This is a genomic window from Aeromonas sp. FDAARGOS 1402 (assembly GCF_019046925.1).
Classification (GTDB): Bacteria; Pseudomonadota; Gammaproteobacteria; order Enterobacterales; family Aeromonadaceae; genus Aeromonas; species Aeromonas caviae.
The window spans coordinates 3,162,173-3,180,254 of sequence record NZ_CP077201.1 but is presented as its reverse complement, the minus strand read 5'-3'; the positions used below and the strand labels follow the sequence as shown (position 1 = coordinate 3,180,254).

Below are 18,082 nucleotides of genomic sequence, written 5' to 3'. Positions count from 1 at the left end.
TCAGGACTCCTTCTTCTTCTGGCGCAGCAGGGCGTGCAGGCTCTGGGGGGCGGGTTTGGGGGCTTCGCGGCACTGGGTCCAGGGGCCCAGGTGTTTGGGCATCAAGCCCCGCAGGCGACCGGCCACCCCGGTTGCGGCGTGGTAGAGGCGCGGGTGGGTGGCGGCAAAGGCAAAGCCCTGCATGGCAAGGGTGTCGAGCCGGCTCCTGGCCGCCCCCTGCCCCGCCAGCGGTTCGTGACCGGGCTGTGCGTCGTGCTTGGCCTCCCGGCGCAGGCGCTGCAACAGGTCGGGAATGGGGATGCGCACCGGGCACACCTCGCCGCAGGCACCGCACAGGCTCGAGGCCGTCACCAGATCGCTCGTGCTTTCCAGCCCCAGCAGATGGGGGGAGATGATTTTGCCGATGGGACCCGGGTAGATGGTGCCGTAGGCGTGGCCGCCGATGCGGGTGTAGACCGGGCAGTGGTTCATGCAGGCGCCGCAGCGGATGCACTGCAATGTCTTGCGCAACTCCTCGTCCCGGTAAGCCTGGCTGCGGCCGTTGTCGAGCAGCACCAGGTGCACCTCGTCCGGGCCGTCCAGCTCCCCTGCCCGGCGCGGGCCGCTGATGACGTTGAAGTAGGTGGTGATGGCCTGGCCGGTAGCCGAGCGGGTCAGGGCGCTGTAAAGCGGCGGCACGTCGGATAGGCACTCCACCACCTTCTCGATGCCGGTGATGGCCACGTGCACTTTCGGCACAGTAGTGCACATGCGCCCGTTGCCCTCGTTCTCCACCAGACACAGGCTGCCAGTCTCCGCCACCGCAAAGTTGACGCCGGAGAGCCCCATGCCGGCGCGGCGAAACTCTTCACGCAGGGCCCGCCGCCCGGTTTGGATCAGGGCGTCCACGTCCGTGGTGGGGGTGAAGCCTTCCAGGTTGCTTGCGAAGGTGTCGCTCACCTCCTGCTTGTTCTTGTGGATGGCGGGCATGATGATGTGGGACGGGGTGTCGCCGTCGAGCTGGACGATAAACTCCCCCATGTCGCTCTCAAGGCAGCGGATGCCGTGGCGCGCCATCTCGTGGTTGAAGCCCACCTCCTCGCTCACCATGGACTTGCCCTTGACGATGCTGCTCACCCCGTGTTGTTGGGCGATACCGAGGATGATGGCGTTGGCCTCGGCCGGTGTCTGGGCCCAGTGCACCCGGATGCCGTTGCGCTCACAGTTGGCTTCGAGCTGCTCCAAAAGGTCCGGCAGACGCGAGAGACAGCGCTGGCGGATTTGCTCCGCCGCATCGCGCACCGATTCTTCTTCGGCCGGGTCTGCGAAGGCATCCCGGCGCTTGGCGCGCAGGTAATCCATGGCACCGCGAAAGTTCTGGCGCAGCACCGGGTCGGCCAGGGCCGCCTCGGCCTGGGGATGGAAGCGGCGCGGCGAATACTTGGCGTGATCAGACATGGGGCTGGGCCTCTTTGGTATGAGCCAAATCGCTAATAGCGGCGCCGTTATGAGCTATTTCGTCACTGTCGGGGCGGCTGTGGGCGAGCAGGAAGCTCGCCAGGTGGGTGGCAGGCAAGATCCTGCCCTGATAGGCCAGGGATCCCTTGATGTTCAAGAGGCACCCCCAGTCGGCGCTCACCAGGGTGTCGGCGCCGGTGGCCAGCAGGTGGCGGGTCTTGTCCTCCACCATGGCCTGGCTGATGTGGGGGTGGCGCACCGAGAAGGTGCCGCCAAAGCCGCAGCACTCGCTCTCGTAGGCCTGTTCATGCAAGGTGACGCCATCGAGCTGCCCCAGCAGGCTGCGGGCCGTGGTGTGTACCTGCATCTCGCGCCGGGCCGAGCAGGAGGTGTGCATGACGATGCTCGCCTCCCCCACCCCGTGCCAGCGCACCCGGCAGACCCGGGCCAGAAACTCGGTGAGCTCGAACACCCGATCGCAAAAATCGGCCACATCGGGGCTCTCGGGGAAGAGGCGGCGGTAGTGGTGGTGCATCATGCCGCCGCAGGAGCCCGACAGCACCACCACCGGCCAGGGCTCGGGGAAGAGCGCCATCTGGCTTTGCGCCACCTTGCGCGCCTCCTCCTCGTGACCCGAGGTGTAGGCCGGCTGCCCGCAGCAGGTCTGTTTCTCGACAAAGTGCACCCTTATCCCTTCCCGCTCGATCAGGGCGATGGCATCGAGCCCCGCCACCGGGTCGAACAGGTCCACCAGACAGGTGGCGTAGAGATAGACATCGGCCGGCTTGGCCGGGTAGACCCGCATTACCTTCATCACTTGCTCTCCTTACTTGAGCTGCAGCAGTGCGTCCGAGATGTGGAAGCTGTACATGAGCGCCAGCCCGATAAGGCCGGTGACCAGCAGGTAGTAGAGGGTCGGCAGCGCCGTCTTGCGCAGCGTCGCCCCCTCACGACCGAGCAGCCCCACGGTGGCCGAGGCCGCCACCACGTTGTGAATGGCAATCATGTTGCCGGCCGCCGCACCGACTGCCTGCAGGGCCAGCATGGCGGCGGTGGAGACCCCCAGGGTCTGGGCCACTTCAAACTGGAACTGGCTGAACATCATGTTCGATACCGTGTTGGAGCCGGCGATAAAGGCCCCCAGCGCGCCGATGGTGGCGCTGAGCGCCGGGAAGAACTCCCCCACCAGCCCGGCGGCAAAGTTGGCGGTGGTCACCGGCATGCTGGCGAGATCCGCCCCGTTGACGCCGGAGTTGATGAAGATGCGCACCATGGGCACGGTGAAAATCAGCACGAAGCCGGCGCCGATCAGGGTGCGGCTGGACTCCCCCAGCGCCCGACCGAAGGGGGCGAGGGAGCGCGATTGCAGCCAGGTGGCGAGCAGGGCGCAAAGCACCAGCAGCCCCCCCGGCAGGTAGAGCGGCTCAATCGACGCGCTGACCCCCTTCTCCCCCAGCAGATCCGTGAAGGCGAGGCTCACCGACAGGAGGCTTGCCTTGAACTCCGGGCTCACCCGGCTCGCCACCAGCAGGAGCGCCAGTGCCACATAGGGGAGCCAGGCCAGCATGAGCGACATGGGGCGGCCGGCGGCCTCTTTGAGATCGAGCTTCAAGGAGCCCAGCCACTCGGCGGGCCACTCTTTCTCGGGGGCGAAATCCCAGGTGTTCTTCGGCACCAGAAAACCGTGGCGCGCCGCCGTCACCACCAGAGCCAGCCCCACCAGGCCGCCGATAAGGGACGGGAACTCGGGGCCGAGCAGCATGCCGGTGAGGGCATAGGGCACGGTGAAGGCGAGCCCGGCGAAAATCGCGAAGGGCAGGATGGAGAGCCCCTCGGTCCAGCTGCGGTTGCGGCCGAAGAAGCGGGTCAACATCATCACCATGAGCACCGGCATCAGGGTGCCGACGGTGGCGTGAATGAGGGCCACGTTGGTGGTCACCTGCTGCAGGTAGATGTCCCAGCTGCTGCCGCCGGCGCTCAGGGTGTGGCCGATGGCCTGGTTATCCAGCCCCTTGTTGATGCCCACCAGGATGGGGGTACCCACCGCACCAAACGACACCGGGGTGGACTGGATCATCATGCCGAGCAGCACGGCGGCCAGCGCCGGGAAGCCGATGGCCACCAGCAGGGGGGCGGCGATGGCGGCCGGGGTGCCAAACCCTGAGGCTCCCTCGATAAAGGCACCGAAGCACCAGGCGATGATGATGGCCTGGATGCGCCGGTCCGGCGAGATATTGGTGAAACCGCCGCGGATCGCGGCGATGGCACCGGTGTGTTTCAGGGTGTTGAGCATCAGGATGGCGCCGAACACTATCCAGAGCACGGTCACCGTGATGATGAGCCCCTGCAGGCTGGAGGCGAGCACCCGGGTCGGGCTCATCTGCCAGCCCCAGAGGGCGATGAATACGGTCAGGATAAAGGCGATGGGCATGGCGCGCTTGGCGGGCCAGTTGAGGCCGACCAGCAGCACGGCGGCCACCACGATCGGCGAGAAGGCCACCAGGGCCAACAGGGTGTCTGTCATCATTGCATCCTTGTCCAGAGGTCGTGCGACGGGCGCACCTTGTTGTTGTTTTGTTAAGCGAACGTGACCTTACCCTGTTCCTTTTTCGCGATATATGGAAATAATGAACAACATTCATTCCTAAAATCGACAAATATGGCCAGTACCGACGACCTCATTCTCTTCGCCCAGGTGGTGGAGGCAGGCTCCTTCAGCAAGGTGGCCGAACAAAATTCCCTGACAAATTCAGTGGTTAGCAAACGGATTGGGCGCCTGGAAGAGGAACTCGGGGTGCAGCTGCTCTATCGCACCACCCGCCGGCTGACCCTGAGCGAGGCGGGCAAGGAGCTCTATCAGGGTGCCAAAAATGTGAAGGCCGCCGCACTGGACGCCTTCGATGCGGTGGCGGGATTCGGTGAAAAGGTGAGCGGTCATGTGCGGATGTCGGTGCCCACCATCTCGGGGGAGCTGCTGCTCGCCGACGCCGTGGCCGATTTTTGCCAGCAGCACCCCGGGCTCACGGTGGAGATGTCGCTCGACAACCGCTTCGTCAATCTGGTGGAAGAGGGGTTCGATCTGGTCATTCGCACCGGCTATCTGGATGATTCGAGCCTGATTGCCCGCCACATCCTCGACTCCCAGTGGGTGATCTGCGCTGCCCCCGCCTACGTGCGTCGCTTCGGGGCGCCGCGCGAGCCGTCAGACTTGCTCACCCACAACTGCCTGCGCTACGCCTACCAGAGCACGGGGGCCTCGGAGTGGGCCTTCAAGGGGGAAGATGGCAACTACCTGGTGTCGGTGTCGGGGAGCTTTTCAACCGACAACGCCGGGGCCCTGCGCAAGGCGGCGCTGGGAGGACGCGGTATCGTCTATGTGCCGCGCTGTCTGGTCTATCACGACCTGATGCAGGGGGATCTGGTGGACTTGTTTCCCGACCGGGTGGGCAAGAAGCTCGGCATCTACGCCGTCTACCCCTTCACCCGCCAGCCGCCGCGCAAGATAAGGCTGCTCATCGAGCACATCCGCCAGCGCTATCTGGAAATTGGCCACTACTTCATCTGAGACCCTTGCCGGGCCTCAAAGGGCGGATGACGCCGCCTGACGGGAGAGAAACGCCAGGGACTGGCGGTTGAAGTGATCCGGCTGCTCCACGTTGCAGACGTGGCCGCACTTTTCGATGATTTCGAGGCAACTGTAAGGGTCGCGGGCTACCTGCTCGCGCACCGGTGCGAGGAACATGTGATCCTCCTCCCCCATCACGTAGAGGGTGGGAATGGGCAGGGCCCGCTCGCGAAAGTAGCGCATCAGGGGGTTCACCTCGGTGGCGAGACGGAACCAGCGCTTGAACTCCTTCTGGCACAGCTTTCTGGCCTCGCGCACGAAGAGGTTGCGGGACTCCTGATGGTGCTGGCGCGGCATGATGATGAAGGCGAACAGGCGGTAGAGCCACATGTAGGGCAGGAAGTGCTGGCCGAGGCGACCAAGCTGCACCAGCACCCGGGAGCGGATGTCGAGACGCAGGATGGCACCGCCGAGCACCATGCTCTTGACCCGCTCGGGGCGAAGCTCCGCCAAATGGCGAATGAGGATGGTGCCAAGGGAGATGCCGACAAAATGGGCGTGGGGGATGCGCAGGTGATCCAGCAGGCGCAGGATATCCTCGGTCACGGCCCGAAAGCTGTAGTGCCCCTTTACCACCTGCTGCAGCTGGTTGGACTGGCCGTGACCGCGAAGGTCCAGCAGCAGCACGTTGAAGTGCTCCCGGTAGGCCCGCAACTGCTTGAACCAGATGGAGGAGCTGCCGCCCGCACCGTGCACGAACACCACCCAATCCCGATCGGGACCCAGTTCAAAGGTCTTGTGGTACAACATCTCATGGGCTCCCGGGGTGATGGGGGGTATACTCGGCGCGCATATTAACAGAAGGCTCACCCCGGTGAACATGCTTCCACCATGATCGGACCAGCCTGGAGTCCCCATGACCCTCGTTCAATTGCGTGAATTTTTGCTCAGCCAGCCCGGCGCCACCGAGGACACCCCCTTCGGCCCGGAGATCCTGGTCTACCGCATCGCCGGCAAGATGTTTGCCCTGGTGGACTGGCAGGCGGAGCCCCTCTCCATCAACCTGAAGTGCGAACCCGAGCTCGCCCTGCTGCTGCGGGAGATCCACCCCGAGGTGAAACCGGGCTGGCACATGAACAAGCAGCACTGGAACACGGTGACCCTGAGTGAAGGCCTGTCTGACGATCTCTGGCAGGGCTGGATAGTCCACTCCTATGAGCGGGTGGTGGCGGGTCTGCCCAGGGCGAAGCGGCCCCAGGGCCCCCGCGCGACCATCAGGGAGGGTTGACCCATGCCGTCTCTTTCTTCTTCTCGCATCGTCCCCCTCGAGGAGGCGCACATACCAAGGCTGCTGGATCTGTTCGAGCAGTCGGTACGCCGCCTGGGGCCTGCACACTACAGCCCGGAGCAGGTGGAGCAGTGGGCCAGGGGGGCCCATCACCCGGGGCTTGCCAGCCAGTTGCGCGAGCACCATGGCTGGGTCATCGAGCAAGACGATGTGCCCCTTGGCTTTGCCACCCTGAGCGATGACGGTCATCTCAGCCTGCTCTACGTGAGCGCGGATCATCCGCGCCAGGGGCTCGGCACCCTGCTGCTGGAGCGGGTGCTGGCAGCCGCCAGCCAGATGGGGCTTGGCAGCCTCACCACGGAGGCGAGCGCCTTCAGCCTCGCCCTCTTCCTGCGTCACGGCTTCCTGCTGACCGGATTGGAGACGGTGGAGCGCGGCGGTGTCCAATTTATCCGCCATCGGCTCCACTGCCGCTTGCCATGACGGGTTCAGCCACTAAAATACGCACCATTTCCCCAAGGCAATGAAGAAAGGGCAGCCATCATGGTGGTAGAGAGCGACGGTTACATTGCGCTGATCGAGTATCTGGTAGAGAGTCTGGGTCTGTTCGAGAGCCAGCAACAAGGCGGCGGTGCCCAGACCATCGAGGATTTGGTGAGCAGCCGGGTGGCCGACAACCTGATGGCCATCTGCGAGCAGAACCCCCAGCTCGACCCCAAGGTGCGCTTCCTGATCATGCAGGAGGCCGATGCCGTGGTCGCCGACCTGGAAGAGGTGCTCTCCGCCGTTTGGTTGTCCGCCCCCAGCGAAGCCCAGCAAGCCTTCCTCATCGAGTTCATCGACCTCATCAAGAACCTGTTCGACAGCACCATCGGCTGATCCCATCCCTGCCGTGACGGCAAGGGGACGAGATGCAATGAGGCGAGGAGTGAGGCGGGACGCCCAATGAAAAGGGCCGCCTCATCGGGCAGCCCTGCTTGCTAGCATTGTCAATTCATCGCGCTTGTCAGAGTAATGAATTTCGGGGCAAAAAATGTGTCTGGTCTTGGCAACCATCCGTGGTCGCTACCCTGTTGGTCAGCCAGGGTTCAGTTTAGTTCCCCACCTGACGCATTTTTTTCAATTATTTTTCATCACAATAACACGGGGGCCTGATGGCCCCCGTGGTATGCATTGATGCCTCAGCGATTCAGGCTGGGAGGCAGGCAGACACCGATGCCCCCCAGGCCGCAATACCCCTCGGGATTTTTCTCCAGATATTGCTGGTGATAATCCTCGGCATAGTAGAAGGGGGCCAGCGGCAGGATGCGGGTGGTGATGGTGCGCCCGTCACCGCTCGCCGTCATGGCCTGCTGGTAGGCGGCCAGGCTCTGCTGGGCAATCGCCTCCTGGGTGTCGTCCCCGACGAAGATGACGGAGCGATACTGGGTGCCGATGTCGCCACCCTGGCGCATCCCCTGGGCCGGATCATGGTGTTCCCAGAACAGCTTGACGAGATCCCCATAGCTGATGACCTTGGGATCGAACACCACCTGCACCGTCTCGGCGTGGCCGGTCAGGCCGCTGCACACCTCCTTGTAGGTGGGATTGGGGGTCAGCCCCCCCTGATACCCGGCGGCGGTGGAATAGACCCCGGGCTGCTGCCAGAACAGACGCTCCACACCCCAGAAACAGCCCATGCCGAACCAGGCAAGCTCCATCCCCTCGGGCCAGGGCCCCTGGGTCGGGTGGCCGTTTACTGCGTGCACCTGGCCAATCTCCAGCGCTTCCCGCCGTCCCGGCAGCGCCTCTGCCGGTGAAATAATCTGCTCCATATGCCCTGTCCTTGTATAAAACCCCGCGCAATGCGGCTGACGAAAAGGAACACCGAAGATATCAGGTTATTAGCCCGGATCAACCAGGGAGCGGCCCCCGGGGCTACCCTCCCGCCCTCGCCTGCGTCTCCCCCTCCCCGCCCGCACTGGTCAAAATGGCGACAAAAAAACATCAAGTCGATATTTAGTCTTGATTTGTGAATTTATTTTCATATATTGGGCAAATTGCTGCTTTTTTATGGAATGAAACACGTGCGTGAACGCGAACCCAGCCTGGTCCATGCCTTTCGGCAATCCACCCCCTATGTCAATGTGCACCGGGGTGCCACCTTCGTCCTGATGATCGGCGGGGAAGCCATTTGTCACCCCAATTTCGCCAACATCGTCAGCGACATCGCCCTGCTGCAGACCTTGGGGATCCGCCTGGTGCTGGTGTTTGGTTCGCGTCCGCAAAATGACGAGGCCCTGGCCCGCGCCGGCATCCAGGCCCAGTATCACAAGCGGATCCGGGTCACCGACGATGCCAGTTTCGCCATCATCAAGCAGGTGTGCGGCGGTCTGCAATACGACATCACCGCCCAGCTCTCCATGGGCCTCGCCAACACCCCCATGCAGGGGGCCCGCATCAGTGTGGTGAGCGGCAACTTCGTCACCGCCCAGCCGCTGGGTGTGGATGACGGCATCGACTTCTGCCACAGCGGCCGGGTGCGTCGCATCGATGTGGAGGGGATCACCCGCCAGCTGGATCAGCACGGCCTGGTGCTCATCTCCCCCATCGGCTGCTCGGTCACCGGCGAGAGCTTCAACTTGAGCTCGGAAGAGGTTGCCCGCCGGGTGGCGGTGGATCTCAAAGCCGACAAGCTCATCTGCTTCAGCAGCACCCAGGGGGTCATGGACAGGCACGGAGAGGCCATCTCCGAGCTCTTCCCCGAACAGGCCGAAGAGCTGCTGGTGGCGCTGGAGCAGGCGGGTGAAGAGATGTCAGGCACCGCCCGCTACCTGCGCGCGGCCATCGCCTCCTGCCGGGGTGGCGTGCCCCGCTCCCACCTGGTGAGCTATCAGGACGACGGCGCCATGCTGCAGGAGCTGTTCAGCCGCGAGGGACTGGGTACCCAGATCGTGCGCGAAAGCGCCGAGCGGGCGAGGGCCGCCACCATTGAGGACATCGGCGGCATCCTGGATCTCATCCGTCCGCTGGAGGAGGAAGGGATCCTGGTGCGCCGCTCCCGGGAGCAGTTGGAGATGGAGATAGACAAGTTCACCATCATCGAGCGGGACGGCCTCATCATCGGCTGCGCGGCGCTCTATTGTTTCATGGAAGAAGCCATGGCCGAGATGGCCTGCGTCGCCATCCACCCGGAGTATCGCAACTCCAACCGGGGAGACACCCTGATCGCCAAGGTGGCCGAGCGGGCCAAGCGGCTCGGCATCCGTCGCCTGTTCGTGCTCACCACCCGCTCCATCCACTGGTTCCGGGAGCGGGGCTTCGATCCCCTGGAAGTCGAAGATCTGCCGGTGGAGCGCCAGCGCTTCTACAACTGGCAGCGTCGCTCCAAGGTTTTGTCCAAGACCATTTCGTAACTGATTGATCTTGTGCCTGGTTACCGTCAATTTTGTTCTTTTTTACGAACTCGATTGACAGTGCAATCCAGACCAAGGTATTTGTACATGCACGCCACCTGTCACAGGTGGCACCAGAAGAGGAGCGCTGCCCAGGCAGCCCAAGGGAGGACACCAGTGTCCGGTGAACTTGGGTCAGGGGGAGCAGCGCCGAGACGAGGCGAGTGACTGGACACCGCCACGTCGGCTGCGGGGGCTGAATCCCCCGGGTTGTCATCGGTAGTGGTCATCCCACACCGCGCCCCACCTGGGGCCGGTACGGGATGGGCTCTGCAGGTGGAGTGCTTCTGGCCGGGATCCTCGCGTTTTCCTGCCATTTTTTGCCTCCTCCTCTCTTTTTGCCCGATGAAACCGGATTTTCACCTTGAGACAGGAGTATGCAATGAACCCGATCAATGTCGCCAAGTTTGGCGGAACCAGCGTCGCCAATGCCGCGGCCATGAACCACTGCGCCGACGTGGTGCTGGCCAATCCGGCGACCCGGGTGGTGGTGCTGAGCGCCAGCGCCGGCGTCACCAACCTGCTGGTGAGCCTGGCTCAGGGTGAACTGGACGAAGCCGGACAGGATGCCCAGCTTGCCAGGCTTGCCGACATCCAGCTGGCCATTCTGGCCGCCCTTGGCAACCCGAGCGACGTGAGCGCCCTCATCCATGCCCAGCTCGGCGACATTCGCACCATGGCCCGTCAGGCCAGTCAGCACACCGACGCCGAACTCGCCGATCGCCTCATCGCCTGCGGCGAGCTGATGTCCACCCGTCTCTTTACCGAACTCCTGCACCAGCGCGGGGTCAAGGCCCAGTGGCAGGATGCGCGCCAGCTGCTGCGCACCGACAGCCGCTTTGGCAAGGCCACCGTGGATCTCGCGGCAACCCGCGCCCTCTGCCAGCAGGCGGTGGGCCCGTTGCTGGGTGACAGCCTGGTCATCACCCAGGGCTTCATCGGTGCCGACGGCGATGGTCGCACCACCACCCTCGGCCGTGGCGGCTCCGACTACAGCGCGGCCCTCCTGGCCGAGGCCCTGGACGCAGGCAGCATCGAGATCTGGACCGACGTGCCCGGCATCTACACCACGGATCCCCGCCTGGTCACCCGCGCCCGCCCCATCCCCGAAATCAGCTTCGTGGAGGCGGCGGAGATGGCCACCTTCGGCGCCAAGGTGCTGCACCCGGCCACCCTGCAACCCGCGCTGCGCCAGGACATCCCGGTGTTCGTGGGCTCCGCCAAGGATCCCGCCGCCGGTGGCACCTGGATCCGCGCCACCACCCGCAGCAACCCGCTGTTCCGGGCCGTGGCCCTGCGCCGCCAGCAGGTGCTGGTGACCCTGCACAGCCTCAACATGTTCCACGCCTACGGCTTCCTGGCCGAGGTGTTCGGCATCCTGGCCCGTCACCGCATCTCGGTGGATCTCATCACCACCTCCGAGGTGAGCGTCTCCCTGACCCTGGATCACACCGGCAGCCAGAGCAACGGCGAACCCATCCTGAACGACAAGGTGCTGGCGGAGCTCGGCCAGCTGTGCAAGGTGGAAGTGGAGACCGGTTTCGCCCTGGTGGCGCTCATCGGCAACCGCATGAGCGAAGCGGCCGGGGTGGGCAGCCAGGTGTTCGACGCCATCCGCGAGCACAACATCCGGATGATCTGCTACGGCGCCAGCGCCCACAACCTCTGCTTCCTGGTCAAAGAGGACGAGGCGGGCCACATCGTCAACTGCCTGCACCGGGAACTGCTCGACTGAGTCGCCCCGGCGCTGGCACACCACAAGCCTCCTCCGCCCCATCACACCCGGGGCGGCCTTCCCCACTCAGCAAAGAGGGGCGCCGCGGCGCCCCTCTTGTCACTCTTCTTCCACCATCAGCTGGTGACCAGGGTGGCCCGGGTGGGCAGCAGATTGGCCCGGATCTGCTCGCGCAGCCCTCCCAGCCGTTGCAGCAACCCGGCCTGACCGAGCCCCGCTTCGTCAGGGGCCAGATTGTCCACCAGGGCCGGGAAGTGCTCCCGTACCGCCTGCTCCAGCCAGTCGAGGCGGCGCAGGGTGAGCGGGCCGCAGCTCTTGCCGCTGAGGTCGTCCAGGATGTCGAGCCGATGGCTGCGGTACATGTCGCGCCACCAGTTGGCCGCCAGCGCCTCGTCGCTTGCCAGCGCCGCACTCCACTCCCCCACCAGTCCCTGCATCCGCGCCAGCACGGGGGCGCTCGCCCCCTCCCGCGACAGGTATTGCAGCTCTCCCCTGGCCCAGGCGAGGCAGAGCTCGCGCCAGCGGCGAAACAGCGGCAAGGGATCCGCCTCGTCCAGCCAGAGCCCGGAGAGGGTGCGGGTTTCCAGCCGCTCAGGCACGTGGAAGTCGGGATCGGTGAGGCCGTTGGAATTGAACTCGTGCAGGGGATCGAAGGGCCACATGTAGCCAAAATCGAACACCGAGATATGCTGGCCGTCATCCAGCAGGTTGCCCGGGCTCGGATCCCAGTCAAACCAGCCCCAGCGGGCCAGCTCCGCCTCCACCGCCAGCATCTGCGACAGGTTGCGCTCGCACAGCGTGCGCACCGGCTCCCCCCGCAGCCAGGGGGAGACCAGCACCCCGGCCCGGGCGGAGCCGAAACTGGTACAGACCACGTTGGAAAGGATGGTGGGATGCAGCTCCCGCAGGCTCTCTATCTCCCGACGCCGCTCCAGCTCGGTGAGAAAGGCGGTCTTGCCGTCCACATTGGCCACCAGAGAGTCCTGGCGGCAGCGTTTCAGGCACCAGTGGTGCCCCTCCACCTTGAGATGGAACACCTCGGCGGTGAGCCCGTGACCGTAGACCTTGACGACGTCCGGGTGATCCTCGGTCAGCCGGACGAGCTGGGGCAGCGGCAGGGGGCAGTCCCGCTCCCGCCCGATCCGGATCTCTTCTTTGCTCTCCAGCATCTGGAGCAATCTGGCCTGACGCGCCGCAACTTTGGGATTCATACATGTACCTCCAACCGTTACTGAGAGACTAAACAGCGCCCCCCTCCCAGACCAGCGGCAAAGGCTCATGATGACGCTTTCATCACAGAATGAGTGCCCCTGGCGGATCGGGATCACAAATTGCTTCACAGTGCTCATCACGGAATATTCATCTTGTTGTCATTAAATTGACATCAAGGAACAAGCCACGCACCATCGGGTCAAAATAGAGGCAGTCGTCGCTGCCATGACCGCTCCAAGGATGAGCCCTTATGAATGCCCCCGTCACCGGCCACCGCCCCGCCTCCCAGCCCCTGGCCGGGCTGTTGCTGGGTCTGCTGACCGCCCTGCTGCTGCTGACCCTCGCCCTGCCGCTGCTCAACCCCGTCAGCTGGCTCGGGCGTGCCGCCCCCCTCATTCTGGGCCCGGCGGATCAGCCCATCGCGACCCTCAATCGCTACAGCCTGCTCTACAAAAGTGACAACCGGGGCTTCTATCTGGTGGTGCGCAGCCAGTGGCAACTGCTCAAACCCCTGCAGGAGGGGGACAAGGTGCGGGTGGAGCTGCTCAACGACAAAGGGGTGCGCATCGATCAGCTGAGCCAGGCGGTGGACAAGCGCCAGAAGTGCCGCAAGGAGCGCTGCACCCTGAGCCTCAACAGCGCCCTGCGCGCTCCCGACGACGCCCTGGACAGCCGCTACCAGCTGCGCATCGGGCTGCTGCTGGCAGACAGGCCGGAGAGCGCCGAATACAGCCAGATCCTCCAGACCCTGCCGGAGCGCGGTTTCAACCTCCTCTACCTGATGACCAGCCTGCTGCTGGTGCTGCTGGTGAGCGCCGCCGTGCTCAAGGCCCTGCTGCCGCGGCTGCGCCGAAGCTACCGCGCCCGGGTGGCAGGCAGCCTGCTGCTTGGCAACCTCACCTTCGTGCTGCTCCACGGCTTCGTGGTGTTCAAGCTGGGGGAATTCCTGTTCTGGTCGGGCTTTCGGCCAGAGCACTACTACCTCGCCTGGGGCAGCATGGTGCTGGGCTGGAGCCTCTGCGCCCTCGCGGGCTTCAGCCTCTATATGGGGCTGCTCTTCACCGCCCTCTCGGGCATCGGGCTGCTCGCCAACTTCATGAAGATCGCCATCTACGGGGTGCCGCTGGGGGGGGACGATCTGGGCAACCTGCTGGCCCTGCTGCACATCCTGCTCGATCAGCACCCTGTGGTGCCGGTGCTCGTCGTGCTGGGGCTCCTTTTTCTGGTGTGGCGCTTCGCCCTCTCCCGCTGGATCCTGCGGGGCTTGCTGCGCACCACCGCCGCCACCGCCGCCTTCTTCGCCCTCTGCGTGTTCGCCACCCAGACCGGCAACAAGCTGCTAGGGGCCAACATCCGCTACGTGGACAGGGCGGTGAACTACCACAGGGACATCATCCGCGCCGGCCCCGGCCTCTACCTGTTCAACCTGGTGGACGAGATGCTGCAAAGCGGCAACGTGTTTCGCTACCCCTTGCAGATCAACGAGCGCACCCCGGAGCTGAGCCTGCCCGCCCAGCCCAGGGCTCCACGCTTCGATCTGGTGATCGTGCTGCAATACGAGTCGCTCTGGCTTGACTGGCAGGGCCGTCTCTGCGCCCCCGCCCCCACCTTGAGCCTGCCCGCCAGCGTGGCCCAATGGCGCAAGACCATCCACTCCCCCACCACGGGTGGCATGACGGTACTGGCGGAGTTCGAGATGAACACCGGCCTGCCGGTGGGCCTGCTCAAACAGGGAGTGGTGCCCTACTACTACCTCTCGGACAAGGTGCCCGGCCTTGCGCGCAGCGCAGCCCAAAGCGGCTACCAGACCCTGTTCGCCCACCCCTATGTGGAGAAGTTCTGGGGCCGCGCCAAGGCGATCCCGGCCCTCGGCTACCAGGAGCGCTGGTTCGATACCCGCTTCAGCGCCCTCGAGCACAAGGGGCTCTACATCTCCGACGATGCCCTCATCGATCACCTGCTCAAACGCAGCAACCAGGACCATCAGCCCCTGTTCGCCTACGCGGTCACCATGCAGGGGCACGGCCCCTTCGACGGGGATCGCTACCGGGCCCAGCAGCGCAGCGGCGCCTGCCCGGATCAGAGCCCGGCGGATACCCAGTTGCTCAACACCTACTACACGGGGGTGGTGGATGCCATGGCCTCCCTGGAGCGGCTGCTCAAGACCCTGGACAATTCCGGCAAGCGCTACCTGGTGGTGGCCTTCGGGGACCACCAGCCCTTCCTGATGTCGGCCGACAAGGGTATCCACGGCGCCAAACCGCCACGGGATGCCAGCTACCAGATCCCCATGATGGCCTTCACCCGGGCCGGGGACGGGCTGGATCTCGCCCGCCAGTTCGACCCGGTGCGCCAGCTCTACCAGATGGGTCAGGCCACAAGGCAGCTGCTGGCGGGGGACCTCACCCCTATCCGGGACCAACCCCTGCTCCACCCGGTGCTCGGGGAGGAGAAAGGCTTCGACCCCTCCCCCCTGGTGCCGCAGATCCGCGCCAGCTTCCGGCCCGATGCATTGCCCTGATCGATTGAGACACGAGGGACACAGATCCTTGCAACACCTTCCGGCCCGATGCCCTGCCCTGATCCGCAGCGAAGTCGCAGACGACAAAGAGGTCGCCCGGGCGACCTCTTTTTATGGGCGGGATGCGAGTACAGTGCCGCCTGCACCTCGCCATGTTCGTCCTGATCTGGGCTTTCGACCCCTGACAGGCTATTTTTTGTTTAGATATATCAAACGATAATTCATTATCGAATAGCAAAATTGAACAATTTTGCCGACCTTCAGACCCCGTGCCCCCATGTTCCCGCACCTTCTCCGGGCCGGGCCGCTTTCTCCCTCATTCCCGGCCAGCCCAGAGCCATCGGAGCGTTCGATACGTTCAGGCCTTGAGCCACACTCACTTGCGCCCAGACTACCCACGCACTCGAAAAATGTCTCAAAACTCTCAAAGCCTTTGATGGTGCCGACTACAGAGAGAACAATATCTAAAATACACATGGACTAGTATTCTCTCGAAAATCTCTGAAAATGTGCACCATAAATTTTATGGTGTAACAGTTATTCGAGAGGTAGAGGAATCCCTTTTGTAGCATTTTGACAACAAGCTCACCCACTTAGACTAAGAATGCTAAGAGTATTGGTTCTTTGAACTGCTGTTCCGCAGGCATTCCTTGCGGCTTGTACCAAGCAAGCACCTTATGGCTAGATACGATCCCCTAATCTCGGACTCAGTGACTTGTTTGACCTCTTCGACTTTGAATGTTTAGGGATATGATTGACGAGTTACAACACATCCAATAGTGACCTCATTTCAAAATATTGAGGTGCCTAGGGAACTAGCGGCGATTCAGTTCAGCTATGCAGAGGCAGACATGTATCAGGTTATCGGGTTGACGGGGACTCTTAAGTGGTTCGGTATCTCATGTGTACTGGTGTTCATCTTGTTGCACTTAGGAAACATTACTGAATTCTTAGATCTTGGAATGGCGCCGACAGCGTTGTTCGATGGAGCCTCCAAAATGTTCAAAGAGGCATGCAAGGCTGCTGCGATTGTTGGGGTAATCACCTACTTGCTAGGGCAGACATGCATATTTCCATGGATTTGCAAGATACCAGGAATACGTAACTGGTTTCCTCCAATCGACGGCGAGTGGCAAGTCACTTCGCACTCGAATTGGAGTCGGCTTGCCAACGGTGGTGGTGATAAAGATGCTGACTTGCATATCACCTACGGTAAGGTAAAGATAATTTCTCGCTTCTTCAGTGTGCACATGACTTTTGTATCAGATGACGCCTATTCAGAATCACGTACTGTACACATATCTGTTCAGCGAAGCCCACACTTGGGAACAACACAGCTCAACTATATCTACGAGAATTTTACTCTCATCCCAAAGGCAACTGACACGAACCTTCACAATGGCGCGGCAAGACTTTACATCACAGATAACCAAGGTGAACTGGCAATGGTTGGAACCTACTTTACTGACCGTAAGTGGACAGAGGGTTTGAATACCGCAGGTAAAGTGACCTTTACTCGGTTACCGAAGCATAAGGGCTAACGCTGCCAAGACACCATATATAGATGTACCACATCACCATTGCACTACATGTTGTGCCGTGGCAATATTATCCCGTGTGCTGCTCCATGTAGGAAGAGTCAGCCTGTCAGTTCGTTCAGATAGTAGTTGGCGAAGGCCTCTAGGTTGCATCGGTGTGATGCATAAAACCATAGATACAACACCCCAAAAATGATCGGGAATCTCTATGCCAAATTTCAGTTCGCTGTTGTACACCACCACCCAAGAACGTTGCTTCCTGAACGAGCTTGACCTCACTACTTCCGAATACGAGAGTATCGACTCTGCGCGAAAGCTTATCCGTGACACTCTGAAAGCTCAGTTGCCTAGCGTGCTTAAAGAAAAAGGGTTCCAGGGAAGTATGAGGGAACCACGTTTCTTCATCCAAGGATCCCGAGCTTACAAAACCCTGAACCGCCCATGTATAACCCCACCACAGCAGTCAGACATCGACGATGGTGTCTACCTGCCAATGACCACAATCCAAGAAGAAGAGCGGCCTAGCTTGGCTATCGAGACCTTCTTTGAAGCCGTGGTCGAAGTTCTTGAGCCATTGGCAGATAAACAGGGGTGGAAAATTAGCCAAAAGGATACCTGTGTGCGAGCAGTTATCTCAGATGCTGCCCATATTGATTTGCCTCTTTACGCAATTCCTGATGATCAGTTCGTACTTCTGAAAGCTATGATGGAGAGTCGGGGATGCGAAAGTTTGAAGGACGTAGCCATGGATGCGTCAAATGATAACTGGTCAGCGTTACCTTCAGATAAAATTCTTTTAGCCCATAAAGCAGAAGGTTGGATAGAATCTGACCCGCGGGCTATGAAATCTTGGTTCGTACAACAAGTAAGCGACAAGGGCGAACAACTCCGCCGAGTAGTCCGTTATATAAAAGCCTTTCGCGATTTTCAATGGCCTACTCGAGGGCCGAGTTCAATCCTACTCATGGCAGCTTCTTGCCCTCTGTTCAAACAGTTCGATCGTCGAGATGATATTGCTCTCCTAGAAGTGGTGAAAGGTATTCCTAAAGCGTTGCAAGAAGGTGTGCTCAATCCTGTCGATTCAACTAAATACTTGACCGGAGCCCTCAGCCGCGAAGAGATCCAAGACGCAGTTGAGCGCTTCACAATTTTTGCTGAGCAGCTAGAAGAAGCCATCAATAGCATGGAGAGTATCCACGCGTGTAAGTGTATGACAGCAACACTGGGAAAACGTTTCCCCAATGAGCCTGATCGTATGAAGGTCAGTAATGAAGAACTTCCTGCGGCTATAGCGTCATATCTTCCGGAACGTGGTCCATCTGAAAAGATACAACGCACCAAGGCAGGCTGAG

Annotated in this window: 15 protein-coding genes and 1 riboswitch; of the genes, 9 read left to right on the top strand and 6 right to left on the bottom strand. The window is 62.0% G+C overall.

Features of this window, described 5'->3' with window-relative positions; genetic code table 11:
- Genes I6L32_RS15230 through I6L32_RS15220 form a run of 3 tightly spaced genes read right to left on the bottom strand, consistent with a single transcriptional unit; the run spans position 1 to position 3,961 of the window.
- Positions 1-1,437 (bottom strand): LutB/LldF family L-lactate oxidation iron-sulfur protein, encoded by a 1,437-nt coding sequence (locus I6L32_RS15230; RefSeq protein WP_216944105.1) that lies wholly within the window; start codon positions 1,435-1,437, stop codon positions 1-3.
- Positions 1,430-2,251, bottom strand: a complete 822-nt coding sequence (locus tag I6L32_RS15225) for a (Fe-S)-binding protein (protein WP_216945174.1) — start codon at positions 2,249-2,251, stop codon at positions 1,430-1,432. Before I6L32_RS15225 ends, I6L32_RS15230 begins: the two co-directional genes overlap by 8 nt.
- Positions 2,252-2,263: 12 nt before the next feature.
- Complete coding sequence (locus I6L32_RS15220) at positions 2,264-3,961, bottom strand: L-lactate permease (protein WP_216944104.1); 1,698 nt, start codon at positions 3,959-3,961, stop codon at positions 2,264-2,266.
- A 63-nt stretch (positions 3,962-4,024) separates the two neighbouring features.
- Here I6L32_RS15220 and I6L32_RS15215 point away from each other — a divergent pair, with 63 nt between their 5' ends.
- Positions 4,025-5,002 (top strand): LysR family transcriptional regulator, encoded by a 978-nt coding sequence (locus tag I6L32_RS15215; protein ID WP_216944103.1) that lies wholly within the window; start codon positions 4,025-4,027, stop codon positions 5,000-5,002.
- A 15-nt stretch (positions 5,003-5,017) separates the two neighbouring features.
- Here I6L32_RS15215 and I6L32_RS15210 read toward each other — a convergent pair whose 3' ends face one another.
- On the bottom strand, positions 5,018-5,812 hold the full coding sequence (locus tag I6L32_RS15210) for an alpha/beta fold hydrolase (RefSeq protein ID WP_104452773.1): 795 nt from the start codon (positions 5,810-5,812) through the stop codon (positions 5,018-5,020).
- Between the two features lie 106 nt (positions 5,813-5,918).
- Between I6L32_RS15210 and I6L32_RS15205 the strand changes: the two genes are divergently transcribed.
- From I6L32_RS15205 to I6L32_RS15195, 3 genes are read left to right on the top strand one after another with little or no spacing between them, the layout of a single operon-like run.
- Positions 5,919-6,290 carry an MmcQ/YjbR family DNA-binding protein gene (locus tag I6L32_RS15205; protein WP_124813428.1) on the top strand — a complete coding sequence of 124 codons (372 nt, stop codon included), beginning with the start codon at positions 5,919-5,921 and terminating at the stop codon, positions 6,288-6,290.
- A gap of 3 nt (positions 6,291-6,293) precedes the next feature.
- The gene (locus I6L32_RS15200; RefSeq protein WP_128274285.1) at positions 6,294-6,773 is read left to right on the top strand and encodes a GNAT family N-acetyltransferase; all 480 of its coding nucleotides are present in this window, start codon (positions 6,294-6,296) and stop codon (positions 6,771-6,773) included.
- 60 nt (positions 6,774-6,833) lie between these two features.
- Entirely contained in the window at positions 6,834-7,169 is a 336-nt protein-coding gene (locus I6L32_RS15195) for a DUF3802 family protein (protein ID WP_041215402.1), read from the top strand.
- 302 nt (positions 7,170-7,471) lie between these two features.
- Here I6L32_RS15195 and msrA read toward each other — a convergent pair whose 3' ends face one another.
- Complete coding sequence (gene msrA / locus I6L32_RS15190) at positions 7,472-8,104, bottom strand: peptide-methionine (S)-S-oxide reductase MsrA (RefSeq protein ID WP_010674365.1); 633 nt, start codon at positions 8,102-8,104, stop codon at positions 7,472-7,474.
- Between the two features lie 252 nt (positions 8,105-8,356).
- Here msrA and argA point away from each other — a divergent pair, with 252 nt between their 5' ends.
- Together argA and lysC are read left to right on the top strand one after the other, a co-directional pair.
- Complete coding sequence (argA, locus tag I6L32_RS15185) at positions 8,357-9,685, top strand: amino-acid N-acetyltransferase (protein ID WP_041215931.1); 1,329 nt, start codon at positions 8,357-8,359, stop codon at positions 9,683-9,685.
- A gap of 109 nt (positions 9,686-9,794) precedes the next feature.
- Positions 9,795-10,019, top strand: a riboswitch (Lysine riboswitch).
- Positions 10,020-10,106: 87 nt separating this feature from the next.
- Positions 10,107-11,459: a lysine-sensitive aspartokinase 3 gene (lysC, locus tag I6L32_RS15180; protein ID WP_010674363.1), complete on the top strand. Its 1,353-nt coding sequence runs from the start codon at positions 10,107-10,109 to the stop codon at positions 11,457-11,459.
- A gap of 116 nt (positions 11,460-11,575) precedes the next feature.
- Here lysC and I6L32_RS15175 read toward each other — a convergent pair whose 3' ends face one another.
- Complete coding sequence (locus tag I6L32_RS15175) at positions 11,576-12,670, bottom strand: hypothetical protein (protein WP_216944102.1); 1,095 nt, start codon at positions 12,668-12,670, stop codon at positions 11,576-11,578.
- A 251-nt stretch (positions 12,671-12,921) separates the two neighbouring features.
- On the opposite strand from I6L32_RS15175, the gene I6L32_RS15170 reads away from it, so the two are divergent.
- The 3 genes from I6L32_RS15170 (at position 12,922) to I6L32_RS15160 (ending at position 18,081) form a co-directional block, all read left to right on the top strand.
- Entirely contained in the window at positions 12,922-15,192 is a 2,271-nt protein-coding gene (locus I6L32_RS15170) for an LTA synthase family protein (RefSeq protein WP_216944101.1), read from the top strand.
- Positions 15,193-16,043: 851 nt separating this feature from the next.
- The gene (locus tag I6L32_RS15165; RefSeq protein ID WP_216944100.1) at positions 16,044-16,733 is read left to right on the top strand and encodes a hypothetical protein; all 690 of its coding nucleotides are present in this window, start codon (positions 16,044-16,046) and stop codon (positions 16,731-16,733) included.
- A gap of 205 nt (positions 16,734-16,938) precedes the next feature.
- On the top strand, positions 16,939-18,081 hold the full coding sequence (locus tag I6L32_RS15160) for a cyclic GMP-AMP synthase DncV-like nucleotidyltransferase (protein WP_048207428.1): 1,143 nt from the start codon (positions 16,939-16,941) through the stop codon (positions 18,079-18,081).
- The last annotated feature ends 1 nt before the right edge of the window (position 18,082 follow it).